Genomic DNA, 18,417 nt, shown 5'->3' with positions numbered 1-18,417 from the left:
GGCCTCCCCGGCCGGAAAGTTGCCGGACTACAACGTCTCCGGGATCGGCCGTCCCGGGAAGAGTGTTGCGTACTGTTTCCGGTACATCTTGCGCCCGACGAGCTTGTAGGCCAAGCGCACCGGCGGCGGGATTTCCTTGAACAGTTCCTCCCGATCGCCGGGCGGGTTCGTTGCCAGCACCATGCCCAGGTAGCCCACCAGGAACTTCTTGTCGAACTGCTCGATGCCGTGCTGGCCGATCAGCTTAAGTTCCTTTTCATTGATCGTCCTGTCGACGGCGGGCATCACCTCGGTAACTTCGCGGCGTAAGTGCACATTAAGGACAGCCTTCAAATCCTCGTAGCGATCCGCGAGCTCCCGTCCCGTCTCCGGGTCTGCTGTTTCCATCCAGCGCAGCCGGACAGGCTCGATGTCCTCAAGCCTGCGCGTGACCTGATGATGCTGGTCCAGCATCTGCGCCACATGAAGGGCGCAGGCCGGTGCACGCTGCTTCAGCTGCGGGTACATGAGCAGGTCCTCGCCCTCGTGGTGCACATGGAGCACCTTGTCGAAGTTTCCCAGAACTTCACCGACGTACTTCGCGCGGGCCGTGTCTCCAGGGGTGGCGGAACGAACCAGACCGGGTGCTTCGTCGTAGGCCCACAGGAAAAAGCGGTGCACCCGCCGCATCGTGGCCGATCCGGTGCACAGAACGGGGCCGGGCGGCAGGGGAGCTGCCGTTTCGCCGGGCCGCATCGTAAAAAAGTCAGTCATGTCATGGCCTCTAACGTTCTGACGCGGGACCAGACCCTCTCCCCGGCAGCATCGTAGCGCCCGTCCTTTTCCTAGGCAACGGCTCCGCGTCGCCAGTTCCCCCCTAAATTCTTCCGTTGGGTTGAGCGGAGGGGACGGCAGTTTTAACATGGCCGCACGCACCGCCGCCTCAGCGATGTTTCGCAAGGAAAGGGAACTGTCATGAAGGCATTAGCAGTGGTCTCGGCAGCGCAGCTCGCCCTCGGCCTTGCCGGTCTCCGGAAGGCCCTCCGGAACCGGACAAGTTATGACGTCTGGAAGCTCAAGGGAGACCCCCGGCACATCGAGCGCGACCACTGGGTTGCCGGAACCAACCTGTCAGCTCCGGGCGTCATGCTTGTTCTGCAGGGCCTGGCCACCTTTGGGCTTTCGATACCGGACCGGCGTGAAGCCGCCGCCAAAACCCTGGGCATCCTCGGCGCAATCATGACCGGCGGCTATCCGGGCGAGAGGTCAGTTCGGGAGGCGTGGCGCGGTAAATCTTCCGACCAGGCCATGGTGGCGATAACCGCGGCCGCAACCGGTCTGGCAGTGCTGATGGCCGTGCTGGGCTGGCGTGAGGCGCGGCGGCAGCAATGACGGAAGGTATAGACGCCATGCTCTCTGCCGCGCATCAGGCTAGCCCACAGGGCGGCAGGAAAAGCACCCAAGAGAATGGCCCCGGCCACAGCGTAAGCTGCGGCCGGGGCCATTCTTGCGCGCCTGTGGCGGCGGGACGTGACTAGGCGCGTGCCGTGCGGCCCTTGGTCAGGATCACGGCCAGGGCCACCATGCCCACGCCGAGCAGCAGGTGCAGGATGTTGTCGGCGCCGTTCACCGGTACGAAGTTGCCGGCGGTGTCCTGGGGGATGACCAGGCCGTAGATGAAGAGAACCAGGTAGATGATGCCGCCGTAGAGGAGGAAGGAGCGGGCTCCGGATGCGGTCTTGGCCAAGGCGATGCCGGCCACGCCGAAGAGCAGGTGGACGATGTTGTGCAGGGCCGAGACCTGGAAGAGGCCCAGCAGCATGGCCTCAGAGTGGTGGCCGGCGAAGTGCAGCTGGTCGTAGTTGCCCGTGATTCCCGGAACGAAGCCCAGGACGCCGACCAGCAGGAACACGGCGCCAACAGCCAAGGATGCCTTTTGGACGTTGGTGCGCGCTGCCGTACCGGTGTTGGTGTGTGTTGCCATGCTGATCTCCTGATTGCGATATGTGTTTATGGGCCGGCAGTAATCTGGCTGCCCAACGGGTTATGCAAGCTATTCGGGTGTTATCGCAGGTCGGATGGGTCACAAGGCAAAAGTTTTTTCATTCGGGGACAGGCACAGTGGTCCGTGTCGCCGTCGTGCTTTCCGGAGCCGCCACGTGCAGCCCGGGCCTGAACTGCAAAGGACCATTGCCACCAGAGTCCGGACGCCGCACACTAGGGCCCAGGACGCCGTCGTCACGGGCGGACACCCCTCAAGTAGTCGTATCTGGAGGCCGCTTTGGTATCAAATGCTCCCTCGGTGGTGGTGGAGACCATTCTTGGGCCGCTCAAGGTGCGCCGGTCCGGCGCAGGTGCCCCTGCAATCCTGTGGCACAGCCTGTTCGTCGACTCCACCACGTTCGACGGCGTGGCGGAGGACCTGGGCGCGCAGCGTGAACTGTTCCTTATCGACGGTCCGGGCCACGGCGACAGCCCCGGCCCGCACAGGCGGTACACACTCCAGGACTGCGCCACCGCCGCGTCACAAGTTCTTGATTCGCTGCGCGTTGCGGGTCCGGTTGATTGGGTGGGTAACGCCTGGGGCGGGCATGTGGGGATCGTATTCGCCGACATGTTCCCGACCCGTTGCCGAACGCTGACCACCATCGGTACTCCGCCGTATCCACTGACCACATCCGAACGCAGGCAAAACGCGCTCCTCGTCTACCTCTACCGGGCGGTGGGTCCGCGACCATTCAGCGGGCTCCTCGTGGAAGCGCTCGCCGGTAAAGGCGTAGACAAGGCGTATCCCTCCGCCGCCGATGCGGTCAGGAAAGCTTTCGGGCGCGGTGACAGGCGCGGGAAATACTGGGCCATGCAGTCGGTGATGTTGCACCGGCCTGACCTCCGCCCGGTGCTGCCCCGGCTGACGGTACCCGTCCTGATGCTGGCCGGCCACGACGACGCGTTGCTGGACCGCGCCGAGGGGAAGCGTGCAGCAGAGTCTGTGCCCGGCGGCAGGTTCGCAGAGGTTAGCGGCGCCGGTCACGTTGCCCCACTCCTGATTGCACCCCGCGAGGTAATAAGGAACGTCCTGGAGTTCTGGTCGCAGCAGGAGCCTTGAGTTGTGGTAATCGGTGTCCGAAATCTCCTGTAGTGTTGTTCCTGTTGTTGTGTTTATGCAGTTGGTAGTTCAGGCAGTACGCGGGGTCGAAAGTCCCCGTTCTTCTGAAGTAGCGGTTTTGAACACCCCACACCGGAGGACCCGAAAGTCGGGACTTTTCCTCCACCTTCACGAAGGACAAAAATAATGGCTACTGGTACCGTCAAATGGTTTAACGCTGAAAAGGGCTTCGGCTTCATTTCCCCCGATGACTCCTCACAGGATGTTTTCGCACACTACTCTGCGATCGCTTCCTCCGGCTTCCGCTCACTCGAAGAGAACCAGAAGGTCTCCTTCGAAACCGAGCAGGGCCCCAAGGGTCCCCAGGCCGTAAACATCCAGTCCCTCTAATTTCTTAGAGAAACTGGGGCCTTAGGGTTTCAAAGTTTGAAGCAGGGCCGGTCATTGACCGGTCCTGCTTTTGCTTAACCCGGCTGTGCGTTCCTGGCGCGCATACTCCGGCTGAGCAGTGCACCCGCCAAGGACAGAGCCAGGACGGCTGCCAGGGCCGACATCGAGGGGTTGACCCAGGCGGGAACAATGTCGTACGCGGCGTCGCATCTGTTGTGCAGCGGGAAGTACATGCTCCCGTCATGGGGATGCAGAAGCCGGAAGTTACGGTCCAACCCGCGGCCGGCAGCCTCACAGGCCTCATCGAGGTCCTTGCCGGAAGCCGCCGAGAACTGTGTAAGAAAGACCGAGCCGAGGAGGAAGGCGGAGATCAACGCCAGCCACAGCCAGGATCGTGCTGCCTTCATCCATCGCATCCAGATCACCCCTAAATATCGCCGGCAGCACAGGCGCTACTTTTGAGGGTTAATGCTCTCACCGGGTCGCTTGATTTTAGTTGCGCGGGCTTGGAAATAGGTTGGAAGTCTGCTCAAGATATGGGCAAGAAGGCCACCGGCGCCGGGGTTCGACAAACTCAACCACCGGATCCTGGCATGTGCCCCGGGCTTACCGCAGTCCCATCGCGTTCCGCACCTCATCGAGAATATGGTGCATCGCGTTTTCAGCCGCGACCGCGTCTCCGCCCGCCACGGCGGCAGCAACGTCCTCATGGGCCTGGAGGGCCTCATTCCGCGGTTTGAACGGCATCAGCCCCTGTTTGGTTCGGCTGGTGAGCACCTCAGCCACCATGCCTTCCAGCGCCAGAAACATCTCGTTGCCGCAGCTCCCCAGCAGCAGGCAGTGGAATTCGATGTCCGCCGCCAGGAACGCCTCGAGCTCGCCGGCTTCACCCAAGCGGCGCAAGTCAGCGGCCAGGGACGTCAGCTTTGCCCGTTCGGCCGCGCTCGCCCGGCGCGCGGCGCCGGCCGCTGCAATAGGTTCGACGGCGATGCGCAGCTCGGTCAGGCTGCTGTACTGTAGCTCGCGCCGGTCGGAGGTGAGCCGCCAGCGCACCAGCTTGGGATCAAAGACGTTCCAGAACCGGCGCTCCTGCACCACAATGCCCACCCGCCGGCGCGAGTACACCAGATTCATGGATTCAAGGACCTTCATGGTGTCCCTGGCGACGGTACGGGAGATGCCGTATTCCTGCTGAAGACCTTCCAAAGTGAGGCGGCTTCCGGGCGGAAGATCACCGGACGCGATGGCTATGCCAACTGCCTCCAGAACGCGTTCATGCATGGCGGGGGAGGCCCCGCCGTCGTGCGCGTTATCCGCGTCCCGGGGTGTCGCCATCGACATCGTTCCTGCCTTTCTCTGCGCCTGGGCGCGACACCAGCATACCCAAAAAGCCTTAATAGGTATGACTTGTGACACTGAAAAGTAGTATCAGTGCCGCCAAAAGGTGATATCTTATCTCCAGCGCACCTCTTCTATAGGGCGGCGCTAACCCGCTTTCCTAAGCCAACGGCGTCTTCTCGGAGGTAAAACATGCAGTATCCCGCCACGCACCTGGTGGTGATGGGCGTTGCCGGTTCCGGCAAATCCACCATTGCGGCAGCTCTGTCCCGGCAACTGGGCTGGGCCTGCGCCGAAGCGGACGAATTCCACCCGCAGTCCAATATCCAAAAAATGAGCCAGGGCACGCCGCTGCAGGACGAGGACCGCTGGCCGTGGCTGCAGGAGATCCAGAACTGGATGACCGCCAAGGCGAAGGCCGGCCAGAGCACCGTCCTCACCTGCTCCGCCCTGAAGCAAAGCTACCGGCAACTGCTGGCCAAAGCCGAAGGCCGCGTCCTGTTCCTCCACCTGCACGGCTCAGCAGATCTCATCGGCCAGCGCATGCAGGGCCGGGAAGGCCACTTCATGCCGCCCACACTCCTCCCCAGCCAGCTGGCCACCCTCGAGCCGCTGAGCGAGGACGAACTGGCCGCCGGAAGCCTGCGGCTTGACATCTCAAAGTCCCCTGAAGAGCTGGTCAAAACCATCACCGCAGCCCTGCAGCTTCCCGCAGATAACGCGTCTTAGAACTTTCCCCCACCCCAATCAGTTCTGTTTCAAAGGAGAACCATGACCATCGAAGGATGGACTCAAACGATGGGCGCAGGCCCCCTGCTGCTCATCGCTGCGGCAGCGATCGCCGCGCTGCTGTTCCTGATCATCAAGCTGCGCATGCACGCGCTGCTCGCCCTGATTGTGATCAGCCTGGCCACGGCCTTCGCCACCGGCATCCCGGCCAACCAGGTGGTGCCAGTCCTGGTCAACGGCTTCGGCACAACGCTGGGCACGGTGGCCCTCCTCGTGGGCCTGGGCGCAATGCTGGGCCGCATCGTCGAAACCAGCGGCGGCGCCAAGGTCCTGGCCGACTACCTCATCGGCATCTTCGGCGAGAAACGCGCCCCCTTCGCGCTGGGTCTTGCCTCCCTGATCTTCGGCTTCCCCATCTTCTTCGACGCCGGCCTGGTGGTCATGCTGCCCGTCGTCTTCGCCGTTGCCCACCGCCTGGGCGGGGGAGTGCTCCGCTACGGCCTGCCGGCCGCCGGCGCGTTCTCCGTAATGCACATCTTCCTGCCGCCCCACCCGGGCCCGGTGTCCGCCTCCGCTTTCTTTGACGCCAACGTTGGCCTGGTAACCATCGCCGGCCTCATCGTCGCCATCCCCACCTGGTACGTCACCGCCTACCTCTTCGGCCTGTACACCGGCAGGAAGCTCGTCCTCCCGGTTCCGGAGATTCTGGGGCACGCAAGCGCCGACGCCGAGACCAACCCGCCGCGCTTCCGCACCATCGTGGGGCTGCTGCTCCTTCCCCTGGTCCTGATCTTCATGAACACCGGCCTGAACACGTTGGCCTCGTCCAACGTCCTGCCCGAAGGTGTCAAGGATGAGCAGTGGTACCAGGTCCTGCGCACCATTGGTGAAACCCCGGTGGCGCTGCTGATTGCCGTGATCGTGGCCATGTTCGTCCTGGGCACCAAGCGAGGCAAGGACGCCGGCGCGCTGGAGAAGCTGCTCGAATCCTCCCTGGGGCCGGTCTGCTCAGTCATCCTGATCACCGGCGCCGGCGGCATGTTCGGCGGCGTCCTCCGCACCTCCGGCATCGGCGCCGCCCTGGCCGACGTTCTGGGCAACCTGGGCATTCCGCTCATCCTGGCGGGCTTCATCATTTCCGCCATCCTCCGCATCGCCCAAGGCTCAGCCACTGTGGCCCTGACCACCACCGCAGGCCTTATCGCCCCGGCCGTGGCACTGGCCGGACTGAACGGCATGCAGGTGGCCTCCCTGGTCATCGCGGTGGCCGCCGGCTCCGTGGTGGTCTCCCACGTCAACGACTCCGGTTTCTGGCTGGTTGGCCGATTCTTTGGCATGGACGTCAAGACCACGCTGAAGACCTGGACCGTCATGGAAACCCTCATCGGCGTGATGGGCTTCGCCATCGCCGCCGTAATCTTCCTGCTCGCCGGGCTGGCGGGTTAGCCTGGCCCAACGTGGTAGCGCCAAGGGTCGTCTTGAACCGTCAAAACGACCCTTGGCGCTACCTGCTTTTGGAGTCCGGGCGACTTATGCCTGCAAGCCCGGGACGCCGTCCTGGATCCGGAACGAGCGAAGCGTCTTCACAGGGGAACCCGGGGTGGTGACGTGGTCCAGCACCCTGAAGTCAGCGGTCATCGCATCCTTGGTGATCCGGGTGTTCACGTATCCGCGTGAATCGTTATAGAACTTCAGGTGCGGATTCCACGCCATCACCGGGTCGGTGGTGGAGCCGGATCCGTTGCCGGTGGAGGTGATGGACGTGCACACCAGCTCCGAGCCGACCACGGGCGAGCCCGGGTCCTTGTAGTCCACCTTTAGGTCGTTGGCCCAGTTGCGGTGTACATCGCCGGTGAGGACGACGGCGTTGCGCACCTTTGCGTCCACCCATCCTTGGGTAATGCGGCGGCGGGAGGAGGCGTAGCCGTCCCAGCCGTCCATGGAGACGTCGTCGACGTCGAGGGCCTGGGCGCGGTCCCGCTCGGCGAAGAACACTTGCTGGCCGAGGATGTCCCAGCGCTGCGTGGAGTTCCTGAACCCGTCCAGCAGCCACTGCTCCTGCTCGGCACCGGTGATGGTGCGGTTCTCCGCGAGGCGTTCAGCCACGTTCTTCTTCCAGCCGTCGCCGGCGAGCTGGTCGTCACGGTACTGCCGCGTATCCATCATGTGGAAGTTGGCCAGCTGGCCCCACTGAATGGTTCGGTAAATCTTCATGTCGAACCCCGCCGGGACTGACGAGGCGCGCAGCGGCATGTTCTCGTAGTAGGCCTGGAAGGCGGCGGCCCGGCGCTGGCGGAAACGCCCGGTGGTGTCGTTGAGCTGGTTCGCGTCCCGGTTCTCGGGGACCTCGTCCGCCCAGTTGTTGTCCACCTCGTGGTCATCCCACACCACGAGCCACGGTGCGATCGCATGCGCAGCCTGCAGGTCGGTGTCGGACTTGTACTGGGCGTGCCGCTGCCGGTAGCCCTGCAGGGTGGTGGTTTCGGGACCCTGGTGGTCGCGGGGATTGCCACCGCCGATCACGTAACTGCCCTTCTTGTACTCGTAAAGGTAGTCGCCCAGGTGCAGCACGAGGTCCGGGTGGTCCTGGGCCAGGCGCGTGTAGGCGGTGAAATATCCGTGCTCGTACTGCGAGCAGCTGGCGAACGCCATGGCCAGCGCGGCCGGTGTTTCATGCAGCGCCGGGGCGGTGAGAGTACGGCCCACCGGGCTGATGTGCCGCCCGCTGCGGAACCGGTAAAAGTATTCGCGGCCCGGCTTGAGGCCCTTCAGCTCGACATGCACGGAGTGCGCAGTTTCGATCCGTGCGTGTTCGACGCCGCGCGCTACTACCGTGCGCATTCCCTCGTCTTCTGCCACTTCCCAGGCCACGGGGACCTGGCGGGAGGGCATGCCGCCCAGGCCGTCCTCGGCAAGGGGGTCCAGCGCGAGGCGGGTCCAAATGACAAAGCCATCCGGCCAGGGCTCACCGGATGCAATGCCCAGCAGGAAGGGGTCGGTGCGGAGGCCGGCGTCGTCCGCGACTGAGGTGGCGACGGCGGCACCCGGCAGCGCGGCGACGAGGCCGGCACCGAGGCCTGCGGCAATGAGGGATCTGCGTGAGATGTTGTCCATGAGTGAAACGGTAGGAAGGCTAATTGGACAGGTCCTGAGGAGCATGTGAATGACTGGTTAACTGCGTGACAAGAGCAGTCGTACGCTCAGCCATCGCCAGGACGCGCGCTCGAACCGGCACACCAGCCCGACCCGGACTTACTTGCCTGCTGTCCGCGGCTTTGAGGCTTTTGGCTCCTTCGGCGGGAGCTGCGCCATGTACTCGAAGGCTTTGTGGATCCAGGCTTTCGCCCGCGCGTCGTCGCCATCGCCTTCCTCGTTCCACATTTCGGGGAGGCCCGTGTAGCCGCCCATGGGGCGCTCCGCGGGCCCGAACGGGACGGTCCGTTCGGCGCTTTCGAGTTCCTCCCGGTCCCCGGGGGAGAGCTTGATGCCGATGGTGGGCCCGAACAGCCCGGCGAACATGTTGCCGTTCACGAAGGCGCCCAGGTTCCCGAACATGGGCTTGACGGTGACGTCCGGGTGGTTCGGAACCAACGACCGGAAACGTTCCTTGTCCTGGTCCGTCGCCTTTGGCATCTCCATGGTGTTCCTCCCCGGGGTTGGCTGGTGTGTGCAGGATATGCCGTGACGGGCTAGTGGAGGTAGGGCCGGTCCGGCTGGCTGGTGGGGGTGATGGCGTCCGGGACGAAAATTGTCGGGACCTTGGCATCGGGTTCGGGGTTGCGGCGGAAGGTCCCCGTAACAGTGACCCAGGTGTCGGTTTTGTAGTCCTTCTGCCAGCCGGGGTGGTGCACCGGGACGCCGACCGGCTGGGCATCAACAGTGCAGCAGGTGGTGACAAACCGCGTCACGTAAAACACCGCAGCGGGATTCGTTTTGTCCATGGTGACGAACCCGGTGATGCTGGCGGTCCTGCCGTTGAGGTACAGGAGCTCCGCATCATGGCGAAGCAGCGATGCCCACTCCCTGACGTCAAAGTCCTTTTCGCCACCGTTGATCAGCTGTGTGGTCTGGTGGCGGCTGAGCGTGCCCGAACTGTTGAGGTCGCGCTGGTTGGCCGTGGCGGAGGTCAGCGCTGATGGCGGCAGGACCAGCAGTCCGACGACGGCAGCGGACACAGTGAGCAGGCTCCCGGCGGCCCGCAGCGGCCGCCGCCCGACGTCGTCGTGGTGATCATCGCCGTCGTCATGGGAGTGCCCGCCGCGCCTGAGGACCAATGCCGCCACTGCCAGTACCCCGGCAATGAGGGACATGGCAATGGTGAATACGACGTAGCGGGGATGGATGTAAAGCTCGAGCTTTCCAGTGGCCCCGAGCCAGAGAGTGGAGATGATTCCGATGAGCCCCAGCGTAAAGCCGGACCGTTCCGCGATTCCCCTAAGCAAGGAAGTTCACCGCCCACCCGAGTATGGCGGAGCACAGTGCTATCAGCAGGGTGAGCTGCAGCAGGGTCCTGGCTGTGAACGTGGTGCGCAGCAGAGCGAGCATCCTGACGTCGATCATGGGGCCGAAAACGAGGAACGCGACGATGGCGCCGGGCATAAACGTGGAGCCGAACGAGAGGATCAGGAAGGCGTCCACGGTCGAACAGACGGCCACCACAAAACCCAGCAGCATCAGCGCCAGCACGGACCATACGGGATCGTTCCCCACTGCAACCAGCAGGTTGCGGGGTGCGCCCACCTGGATGAGGCCGGCGAGCCCGGCGCCGATGAACAGTGCGGGCATCATGGCGTTGGTCTCGCGGGCGAACAGCGTCACGCTGCGCCCAAGTTTTCCGCCCGGGTCTGGATGGTCCGCCGCGGCGCACATGGCTTCGAAGCGGGGCGTCAGCAGGTCCTGGGGACGGCGGTGACGGCTGTAGATCCAACCGATGAGGTTGGCGATGAGGAAGCCTCCCGCTATCCGGGCCAGGAGGATGTTGTTGTCCCAGCCGAACGCCTGGTGGGTGGTGATGATCGTGACCGGATTGATGATGGGTGCGGCGAAAAGGAAGGTCATGGATTCAGCCACCGTCAGGCCCCTTGTCATAAGGGCGCGGGCCATGGGGATGTTGCCGCACTCGCAGACCGGCATCAGCATGCCCAGGACCGAGAGGCAGACCCGGCGAAGGATCGGGTTCCCCGGGAGCCTGCGAAGCAGGAAGTTTTCCGGCAGCCAGATCTGGACGAGGATGGACACCAGGATGCCGAGGAAGAGGAACGGCAGCGACTCGATTATTACGCTGATGGAGAGCGTGAAAAAGTCCCGGGCCGCGCCTTCGATGCCGGCGGTGGAAGAGGGCATCAACGTCCGGAAAAAGAAGGCAACGGTTACCAGGATGACGGCCAGCAGCACCAGGTTCGTGCGGCGGGTTTTCGCTTGCGCGAGGCGCAAAGCTGCTGCCGACGACGACGTTCGCCCCCGGTGTGCCAGCTGGTCCGGCAAGTTCTCTGGCCCAAGATGCGGCTGGCCCATGCAGCGAGGCTAATGGGCGCACCTACCGGATTCAAGACGGCAGGTTCAGATGTCGGGAAAGCAGTCTGCCTGGCAGACGGGTGCAGCAGGGAACACGGACCGTGCCGCCGTCGTTGTGCCAAAGGCAGTGCGCTCCATCCCGAGCCCTGGAACTTCCCCGACCAAAGGACACCCCTTGACTCCTCGCACGATCGTGATCACCGGCGCCAGCGACGGCATTGGGGCAGCAGCGGCCCGGACGCTGGTGGAGGCGGGGGATCAGGTGGTGATCGTCGGCCGGTCCGGGGAGAAGACCCGGAGCATCGCCAAGGAGCTCAACGCGGACTACTTTGTCAGTGACTTCTCGGAGCTCGAGCAGGTCCGCACGCTCGCTGCCCAGCTGAAGTCCGACTACCCCCGCATCGACGTCCTGGCCAACAACGCCGGCGGCATCATGGGCAAACGCGCCCTCACTCCTGACGGCAACGAATCCACGTTCCAAATCAACCACCTTGCGCCGTTCCTGCTCACCACGCTGCTGATGGACACGCTCACGGCCAGCAACGCCAAGGTAATCAACACGTCCAGCGCCGCCAACGCGTTCGGCACGCTCGACCTTTCCGACCTCACGGCCGAGCGCCGCTACTCCACTAACCGCGCCTACGGCACCGGCAAGCTCGCCAACATCCTGTTCACCGCCGAGCTGGACCGCCGCTACGGAAACCAGGGCATTACGACGGCGGCGTTCCACCCGGGCGTGGTCCGCACCAACTTCGCGGCCGAGTCCACCAGCCCTTTCCGGTACGCGTACAAGACCGTGCTCAACCGGTTCATGCTCACCCCGGACCAAGGCGCCGACACCCTGCTATGGCTTATCAACGGCACACCCGGCAAGGACTGGTTCTCCGGCGCCTTTTACACCAAGCGCGCCTTGGCCAAGGCCAACCCGCAGGCATACGATACCGAGCTGGCGCGCGGGCTGTGGGAAAAGAGCGAAGAGCTGGTCCTGGCTTAGGACTGCTTGGCCAGCGCCTCACCGATAATCCGGGCGCCCTCCGGATACGCTCCAGGGTTCGGGCCGGAGTAGTTCAGCCGCACGAACGGGCCGGCGGGCTCGGCCGGGAACCATTCGGTGCCGGCGGCAATCATCACGCCTGCGTCTTCACAGTCCCTCGTCAGCCGCGGCAGGTCCGTCCCGTCCGGCATCCGCAGCCACAGGTTCAGCCCGCCCTTGGGCAACAGCTCGACATGGGCCTGCGGAACATGCTCCCGGACGCTGGTGACCAGCAGGTCCCGCCGCGACTGCAGCTGCTGCCGGAGGCTCCGCAGGTGAGTCTGCCACCCTGGCTGCCTCACCACGTCCAGCGCCGCGGCCTGCAGCAGACCGCTGACGTACATCGACTCCGCCGCCCGCTGGCCCAGGATCCGTTCCCGTGCCGGGCCGCGCGCAATGACCGCGGCGATCCTGATGGCGGTGGAAACGCTCTTGGTCAGGGACCGGACGTAGATGACATGCCCGGAGTCGTCTTGCGTGGCCACAGGGACAGGATCGGACGTGATCCCGAAATCATGCGCCCAGTCGTCCTCCACCAGGAACGCGCCGTGCCGGCGGACCACCTCGAGGACCTCCCCGCCGCGCCCCGGAGCCCACTGCGCTCCCGTGGGATTCGCGTAGTTGGGCTGCGCGTAGAAACCCCGGGCGCCGGTCTCCTCAAAGGCGCGGGCTAAAGCCACAGGATCAGGGCCGTCCGGCCCGCTGGGCACCGGGACAACCCGGACCCCCGTCTGCGCCGCGGCCAAAATGGCACCCCAGTACGTGGGCGACTCCATCAGCAGAGGCTGGCCCGCACCCACCAGCGCCCGGAAAATCGAACTGAGTCCGCTCTGGCTGCCCGGCAGCACAATCACGTCGCTTGGCGTCGGGGGAGAGACCCCAACCGGCGTGGCCGACCCCAGCTCCTGGGCGAACCACTGCTGCAGTTCCGGCATGCCTGCCGCCGGCGGCCGCGACAGCGCAGCATCACCCCGTGCGGCGCGCGCCAGGGCCGCGCGAACAAGGCGCTCGGGCAGCAGCTCCCGGTCAGGGTATCCCGAGTGGAACGGGATGACGCTGTTGGGAACATCCCGCATGGTGCCGGAAGCGGAGGGCAGGGCCGACGGCGGGGCCCCCAAAGCTGCCGTCTGCCAGCCGTAGTCGGCCGGCCGGGCAGTCCGGACCGCCCGCACGAAGGTCCCCACTCCGGGCCGGCTCTCAATCAGCCCCTGAACCGTCAAGGCTTGTAGCGCCTTCTGCACCGTTACGGGGCTCGCCTGGTACTCGGCCACCAGTGACCGGGTTGACGGCAGCCGGGCACCCGGGGTGGCTGCGGAAATCCACTGCCTTAATGCCAGAACAATGCGGGAACTGCTATCGTTGTTCATGAGACAACAGAGTAGCGCTACTGCCGTAAAACGGCCAGTGATACTGCCCAGCACCCCGACCGGAATCTGGTGGGGACTTCTGGGCGTGGCGGCCTTCTCGTTCACGGTGCCCTTCACCCGCGTGGCGGTAGCCGGCCTATCCCCGCTTTTCATCGGCTCGGGCCGGGCTGTCATCGCAGCAACCCTCGCCGCCGCAGCCCTCTTGTTGACCCGGCAGGGACTCCCGTCCGCCTTCACCTGGGCGAGGCTGGCACTCGTGGCCTGCGGCGTCGTCGTCGGATTTCCGCTACTCACCTCCTACGCCCTCACTGCCGTTCCAGCCGCGCACGGCGCCGTGGTCATCGCACTCCTGCCCGCTGCGACGGCAACGGCCGCCGTGCTCCGCGCCCGGGAACGCCCGCCCGCAGCTTTTTGGGCAGTCATGATGCTCGGCTCGCTGGCAGCCATCAGCTTCGCGTTCCTGCAGTCCGGCGGGTTCGGGCACCTGCACTGGGCAGACCTGCTGCTGCTGGGGGCCGTCATCTGCGCCGCCGTCGGGTACGCCGAGGGCGGCCTGCTGGCCAGGGAACTCGGCTCCTGGCAGACAATCGCCTGGGCACTCATCCTCGCCTTGCCGCTGATGCTGGTCCTCGCCGTCCTTTCGGTTGCAGCCCAGCCGCCGTCAGCAACACCTGCCGAGTGGGCCGCGTTCGCCTACCTCGCCGTCGTCAGCATGTTCCTCGGCTTCTTCGCCTGGTACCGCGGACTCGCCATCGGACCCATGGCACGGGTCAGCCAGATCCAGCTCCTCCAGCCCGTTCTCAGTATCTGCTGGGCCGCGCTCCTGCTGGGCGAGGCGCTGACCTGGACCACCATCCTCGGCGGCCTGGCCGTGATCGCGTGCGCCGGTGCCGCGGTTCGTGTCCGGTTCCGCCGGGCCGCCCCTATCTCCTGAACCGAAAGGACCACATCATGTACATCCCCGCCCACTTTGGAGCCGGCGCCGACGCCGTTCAGCACCTCCTCACCTGGCCTGCTGCGGCGAATCTGGTCACCATGACGGACCAGGGCCTGCTGGCGACCATGCTGCCCTACATCTACGAGCCCACCGTGGGGGAGCGCGGTGCACTGCACGCACACGCGGCGAGAAACAACCCGCAATTTTCCTGCCTGCCCAAGGGGGAAGCCCTCACTATCATCGAGGGCACGGATGCCTACATCTCGCCGTCGTGGTACCCCTCCAAGCTCGAGCACGGCCGCGTGGTGCCCACCTGGAACTACTCAACCGCCCACGTCTACGGCGAATTAATCATTCATGACGACGTCGACTGGCTGGGCCGCCACGTCCGCCGCCTGACACGGCTGCATGAGGACGGCCGGGAACACCCCTGGTCCGTCGACGACGCCCCGAAGCCGTTCATCGCAGGGCAGCTGCGCGCCATCGTGGGCGTCGAGCTGGTGATCACGCGTATCGAGGCCAAGGAAAAGCTCAGCCAGAACCGCTCCGCAGCGGATGCCGCGGGCGTGGTCGAAGGACTTCGGGCGAGCGGGCAGGAAGCCAGCGCTGCAGCCGTCGAACGCGTGCGCCGCTGACCCCGGTAGGGAAGTGCGGCGCCGCTCGCCCGCCCCCGAATCGCGGGCGAGCGGCGCCGTCCTGCATGCACTAAGCCGGTCGCTGGGAGTAACAGCGTGCAATATAAGCATGAATACATGTCTTTGATGACTGAAAATTCGACGCTCGTGCTACTTTCAGCACTGATAACGTGCATTCCTTCGTTTCCCGGTGCCGGGACCAGGGGACTGCACGCGCCCCCTCCCGCACCGCCCGACCCCCGCATTGGAGACGCCCGTGGATCCCTCAGCTCCGCTAACCCTGGAAGAGCAGCCAGCCGGTTTGGCAAGGCAACGGCAGGAGTCAGGGCTCCGCCGGTCCATGGGCCCGCGCCACCTGGTGATGATCGCCATGGGCGGCGTGATCGGTTCCGGCCTGTTCCTCAGCTCCGGCTACACCATTTCCCAGGCCGGCCCGCTCGGCGCGGTGATTGCCTACCTGGTGGGCGCGTTCGTGGTGTACCTGGTCATGGCCTGCCTGGGCGAACTCGCCATCGCCTACCCGGTTTCCGGCGCGTTCCACATATACGCCGCCCGCTCCATCGGCCCTGCCACCGGTTTCGCTACCGCGTGGTTGTACTGGCTGTGCTGGGCTGTGGCCATCGGTTCGGAGTTCACCGCTTCCGGTCTGCTCATGCAACGGTGGTTTCCGGGCGTCGAGGTCTGGGTCTGGTGCCTGGTCTTCGCCGCGATCCTCTTCGGCTTCAACGCGGTGTCCTCAAAGTTCTTCGGTGAGTCCGAGTTCTGGTTCGCCATCGTGAAGGTGGCCGCCATTATCGGCCTCATCGTTTTGGGCGGCGCGGCCCTCTTCGGTTTCCGCCCGCTCAGCAGCGGGGGAGAGCACCCGTTCCTGTTCGAGAACTTCGCCACGGAGGCCGGACTGTTCCCCAACGGCTTCACCGGCGTCCTGGTTACCGTCCTCGCCGTCTTCTACGCCTTCTCCGGTTCCGAACTGATCGGCGTGGCAGCAGGGGAAACCAAGGATCCCGCCACCAGCATCCCCAAGGCCATGCGCACTACCGTGCTCCGCCTGCTGATCTTCTTCGTCGGCGCGATCGCTGTTATTGCCGCCACCATCCCGTACACCGAGGTGGGCCTGGACGAGAGCCCGTTCGTGACGGTCTTCTCATCCATCGGCCTGCCGTTCGCCGCCGACATCATGAACTTCGTCATCATCACCGCACTCCTCTCCGCCGGAAACAGCGGACTTTTCTCCTGCGCCCGCATGCTTTACTCCCTCGCGGACGAAGGCCACGCGCCCCGCGCGTTCAAAAAGCTGACACGCCGCGGGATCCCCTTGACTGCGCTCGCGGTGAGCATGGTGGGCGGCGTCGCCTCGCTGATCAGCAGCGTGGTTGCCCCGGAGACGGTCTACCTTGTCCTGGTGTCAGTGGCCGGTTTCGCCGTGGTGGGGGTATGGATGTCCATCACCGCCTCGCACTTCTTCCACCGCCGCGCCTTCGTCCGCAACGGCGGCGACGTCGCCGCGCTCGCCTACAAGGCCCCCCTGTTCCCGCTGGTACCCATCCTCGCCTTCACGCTGTGCGTCGTCTCCCTGATCGGCATCGCTTTGGACCCCACCCAGGCCGCCGCGCTCTACTTCGGCATCCCCTTCGTGGCCGCCTGCTACGCCTGGTTCCACTTCCGGCACGGACGCAAGGCCCAGCCCACTAAGTAAAAGGAAACGGACGACGGCGGCTGCCGGGCCGGGCGGTTATTGGCACCTTCCCGCCGGCCGCCGTCGTTCTTTCCGGCCTTCCTGTTGGATCGATGCTGCCGTGGCAGAATAGGGCGAGGTTTCCGGCGGGGAGGGCAAATGAGCGTGGATCCTTCCGCTGAGGCGTCGTCAATGGCGCAGGGCCTCCGGATCGTACGGCTGGTGGCCGACCGCGAGAAGCGGGGCCGGCAACTGCTGGGGGTTTCCCAGCTGGCGGCCGAACTGGACATGGAGCAAAGCCGCGTCTCCCGGCTCACCCAGGAGTTGTGTGACCTCGGGCTGCTTGAGCGCGTGGACCGCGGCCCGTTCCGGACCGGCCGACGATTCTTCACCCTCGCCGCCTCGCTGAATACGGGCTGGGTCAGGGAAGCGAAAACCGTGCTGGAGGCGCTGGTGGCCTCGTTGGGGCTGCGGGCCCGGCTCTCGGTCCGGGACGGCTACCGCGTGATCCTGGTCAGGAGTTCAAGCAACGACGCCGTTCCCGGAAGCTTCGTGAAGCCGGGCATGGTAACGCCGGTATGGTGCACCGGTGCCGGCAGGGCACTGCTGTGGGACCACGACCGTCCCGCACTGGAGGCCCTGCTCCGGGACGTGAATTACGTCGGCATCGGTGGCCCGGGGGCTGCCCATTCCAATTCTGAAGTGTGGGACCGGATGGTCCGGGACCATGCCGCCGGCTACATTTCGGCTGCGGAGGAATTCGAGCACAACGTGGTGGAATTCGCGGTGCCCGTCCGCGGCGCCGGCGGTGCCATCCTGGCCTCGCTCAGCGTGCTGGGAAGCCCGGCCAGGATCGGCTCCCGGATGGACGCCGGCGCGGCGCTCACCAGTGCAGCGGAACGGCTCGGATCCTTTCCGGCGCCAGGCTAGTCCTGCGGCTGGTGGCCGAGCCTGCTCTCGAGCCACCGTCCCTGTGCGGCCAAAGCCGCTGCGCATGCCTCCCGGCGCGGTTCCAGACGTTCCTTGATGCCCACGATCTGCAGCGCCGCCACCACGTCCCCCTTGAAATCCCGAATGGGGACGGCCAGGGAGTAGAGGCCCGGTTCGGCCTCCTCGTCCACGATGGTGTAACCCCGTGCCCGGGCGGCATCACGGCGGGCCAGGAAGTCTTCGACGCCGGCGGGCGTGTTGGGGCCGTGGCGCACGAAGTCGACGTCCGCGAAGACAGTCCGCACCTCTGCCTCCGATGCTTCCCACAGCACTGCCTGCCCGGCGTCGCTGCAGTAGGCGGGGTAGGGCCGGCCAAGCCAGGAGCCCACCAGGTTGCTGCTGGCCGGGACGCTTTCGGCGATGGTCACCGTGCTGTCGCCACTGAGGACCCCGAGGAAGCATGCTTCGTCAGTGTCGCGGGCCAGCGCTTCCAGGGCACTGCCGCCGTCGGACTGTAAACGGCGTTCCGTCAGCAGTTGCGCATCGGTGAGGACGGACCAGTCCAGGGTGTAGGTGCGCTGGCTGGTGCGGCTGAGGAAGCCCTCCTGCTCCGCACTGCGCAGGTTGCGCGACACCTGGCTGCGGTCCTTGCCCAGGTCCACGGCGATGTCTGCCACTGTCCCGCCGGGGTGTCCTGCTGCGTGGCGTGCGCCAACAGCAAGGACGGCCATGATCCCGCGGCCCATGCTGGAGGTTTTAGGCATGGACTGAGTTTAGTGGAGGG

Annotated in this window: 20 protein-coding genes; 10 read left to right on the top strand and 10 right to left on the bottom strand. The window is 65.3% G+C overall.

Annotated features, from left to right (window positions below; translation table 11 throughout):
• Positions 1-27: 27 nt before the first annotated feature.
• Positions 28-753 carry a hemerythrin domain-containing protein gene (locus AC5RTE_RS09565; RefSeq protein WP_494041148.1) on the bottom strand — a complete coding sequence of 242 codons (726 nt, stop codon included), beginning with the start codon at positions 751-753 and terminating at the stop codon, positions 28-30.
• Between the two features lie 201 nt (positions 754-954).
• Between AC5RTE_RS09565 and AC5RTE_RS09560 the strand changes: the two genes are divergently transcribed.
• Positions 955-1,371 carry a hypothetical protein gene (locus AC5RTE_RS09560; protein ID WP_494041147.1) on the top strand — a complete coding sequence of 139 codons (417 nt, stop codon included), beginning with the start codon at positions 955-957 and terminating at the stop codon, positions 1,369-1,371.
• 142 nt (positions 1,372-1,513) lie between these two features.
• Here the strand turns inward: AC5RTE_RS09560 and AC5RTE_RS09555 are convergent, their stop codons facing one another.
• The gene (locus tag AC5RTE_RS09555; protein ID WP_494041146.1) at positions 1,514-1,963 is read right to left on the bottom strand and encodes a DUF4383 domain-containing protein; all 450 of its coding nucleotides are present in this window, start codon (positions 1,961-1,963) and stop codon (positions 1,514-1,516) included.
• Positions 1,964-2,260: 297 nt separating this feature from the next.
• Here AC5RTE_RS09555 and AC5RTE_RS09550 point away from each other — a divergent pair, with 297 nt between their 5' ends.
• Entirely contained in the window at positions 2,261-3,085 is an 825-nt protein-coding gene (locus tag AC5RTE_RS09550) for an alpha/beta fold hydrolase (protein ID WP_494041145.1), read from the top strand.
• 186 nt (positions 3,086-3,271) lie between these two features.
• Positions 3,272-3,475 (top strand): cold-shock protein, encoded by a 204-nt coding sequence (locus AC5RTE_RS09545; RefSeq protein ID WP_066274236.1) that lies wholly within the window; start codon positions 3,272-3,274, stop codon positions 3,473-3,475.
• A gap of 74 nt (positions 3,476-3,549) precedes the next feature.
• Here AC5RTE_RS09545 and AC5RTE_RS09540 read toward each other — a convergent pair whose 3' ends face one another.
• Together AC5RTE_RS09540 and AC5RTE_RS09535 are read right to left on the bottom strand one after the other, a co-directional pair.
• The gene (locus tag AC5RTE_RS09540) at positions 3,550-3,882 is read right to left on the bottom strand and encodes a hypothetical protein (RefSeq protein WP_494041144.1); all 333 of its coding nucleotides are present in this window, start codon (positions 3,880-3,882) and stop codon (positions 3,550-3,552) included.
• Positions 3,883-4,081: 199 nt separating this feature from the next.
• The gene (locus AC5RTE_RS09535) at positions 4,082-4,816 is read right to left on the bottom strand and encodes a FadR/GntR family transcriptional regulator (protein WP_494041143.1); all 735 of its coding nucleotides are present in this window, start codon (positions 4,814-4,816) and stop codon (positions 4,082-4,084) included.
• Positions 4,817-5,005: 189 nt separating this feature from the next.
• On the opposite strand from AC5RTE_RS09535, the gene AC5RTE_RS09530 reads away from it, so the two are divergent.
• Positions 5,006-5,542: a gluconokinase gene (locus AC5RTE_RS09530; RefSeq protein ID WP_494041142.1), complete on the top strand. Its 537-nt coding sequence runs from the start codon at positions 5,006-5,008 to the stop codon at positions 5,540-5,542.
• 42 nt (positions 5,543-5,584) lie between these two features.
• Positions 5,585-6,988, top strand: coding sequence for a GntP family permease (locus tag AC5RTE_RS09525; protein ID WP_494041141.1), 1,404 nt, complete (start codon positions 5,585-5,587; stop codon positions 6,986-6,988).
• Positions 6,989-7,072: 84 nt separating this feature from the next.
• On the opposite strand, the gene AC5RTE_RS09520 is transcribed toward AC5RTE_RS09525, so the two are convergent.
• The 4 genes from AC5RTE_RS09520 to AC5RTE_RS09505 all read right to left on the bottom strand — a co-directional run bounded on the left by AC5RTE_RS09520 (position 7,073) and on the right by AC5RTE_RS09505 (position 11,056).
• Positions 7,073-8,656 (bottom strand): alkaline phosphatase D family protein, encoded by a 1,584-nt coding sequence (locus tag AC5RTE_RS09520; protein WP_494041140.1) that lies wholly within the window; start codon positions 8,654-8,656, stop codon positions 7,073-7,075.
• Between the two features lie 138 nt (positions 8,657-8,794).
• Positions 8,795-9,181, bottom strand: coding sequence for a TfoX/Sxy family protein (locus AC5RTE_RS09515; protein WP_494041139.1), 387 nt, complete (start codon positions 9,179-9,181; stop codon positions 8,795-8,797).
• Between the two features lie 50 nt (positions 9,182-9,231).
• Complete coding sequence (locus AC5RTE_RS09510) at positions 9,232-9,984, bottom strand: TIGR03943 family putative permease subunit (protein ID WP_494041138.1); 753 nt, start codon at positions 9,982-9,984, stop codon at positions 9,232-9,234.
• On the bottom strand, positions 9,977-11,056 hold the full coding sequence (locus AC5RTE_RS09505; protein WP_494041137.1) for a permease: 1,080 nt from the start codon (positions 11,054-11,056) through the stop codon (positions 9,977-9,979). Before AC5RTE_RS09505 ends, AC5RTE_RS09510 begins: the two co-directional genes overlap by 8 nt.
• A 175-nt stretch (positions 11,057-11,231) precedes the next feature.
• On the opposite strand from AC5RTE_RS09505, the gene AC5RTE_RS09500 reads away from it, so the two are divergent.
• The gene (locus AC5RTE_RS09500) at positions 11,232-12,050 is read left to right on the top strand and encodes an SDR family NAD(P)-dependent oxidoreductase (RefSeq protein ID WP_494041136.1); all 819 of its coding nucleotides are present in this window, start codon (positions 11,232-11,234) and stop codon (positions 12,048-12,050) included.
• Here AC5RTE_RS09500 and AC5RTE_RS09495 read toward each other — a convergent pair.
• Positions 12,047-13,456, bottom strand: a complete 1,410-nt coding sequence (locus tag AC5RTE_RS09495; RefSeq protein WP_494041135.1) for an aminotransferase-like domain-containing protein — start codon at positions 13,454-13,456, stop codon at positions 12,047-12,049. The genes AC5RTE_RS09500 and AC5RTE_RS09495 overlap by 4 nt on opposite strands.
• On the opposite strand from AC5RTE_RS09495, the gene AC5RTE_RS09490 reads away from it, so the two are divergent.
• From AC5RTE_RS09490 to AC5RTE_RS09475, 4 genes are all read left to right on the top strand, one after another.
• Positions 13,455-14,390 carry a DMT family transporter gene (locus AC5RTE_RS09490; protein WP_494041134.1) on the top strand — a complete coding sequence of 312 codons (936 nt, stop codon included), beginning with the start codon at positions 13,455-13,457 and terminating at the stop codon, positions 14,388-14,390. The two genes, AC5RTE_RS09495 and AC5RTE_RS09490, sit on opposite strands and share 2 nt — an antisense overlap.
• A gap of 17 nt (positions 14,391-14,407) precedes the next feature.
• Entirely contained in the window at positions 14,408-15,028 is a 621-nt protein-coding gene (locus AC5RTE_RS09485; RefSeq protein WP_494041133.1) for an FMN-binding negative transcriptional regulator, read from the top strand.
• A 256-nt stretch (positions 15,029-15,284) separates the two neighbouring features.
• On the top strand, positions 15,285-16,724 hold the full coding sequence (locus AC5RTE_RS09480; RefSeq protein ID WP_494041132.1) for an amino acid permease: 1,440 nt from the start codon (positions 15,285-15,287) through the stop codon (positions 16,722-16,724).
• Positions 16,725-16,868: 144 nt separating this feature from the next.
• On the top strand, positions 16,869-17,633 hold the full coding sequence (locus AC5RTE_RS09475) for an IclR family transcriptional regulator (protein WP_494041344.1): 765 nt from the start codon (positions 16,869-16,871) through the stop codon (positions 17,631-17,633).
• Here the strand turns inward: AC5RTE_RS09475 and AC5RTE_RS09470 are convergent.
• Positions 17,630-18,397 carry an IclR family transcriptional regulator gene (locus AC5RTE_RS09470; RefSeq protein ID WP_494041131.1) on the bottom strand — a complete coding sequence of 256 codons (768 nt, stop codon included), beginning with the start codon at positions 18,395-18,397 and terminating at the stop codon, positions 17,630-17,632. The two genes, AC5RTE_RS09475 and AC5RTE_RS09470, sit on opposite strands and share 4 nt — an antisense overlap.
• Positions 18,398-18,417 lie beyond the last annotated feature (20 nt).

The sequence above is a fragment of the Arthrobacter sp. K41 genome, from assembly GCF_059089645.1.
The sequence above is the reverse complement of the archived record's forward strand: the minus strand, read 5'-3'. Positions and strand labels throughout refer to the sequence as shown.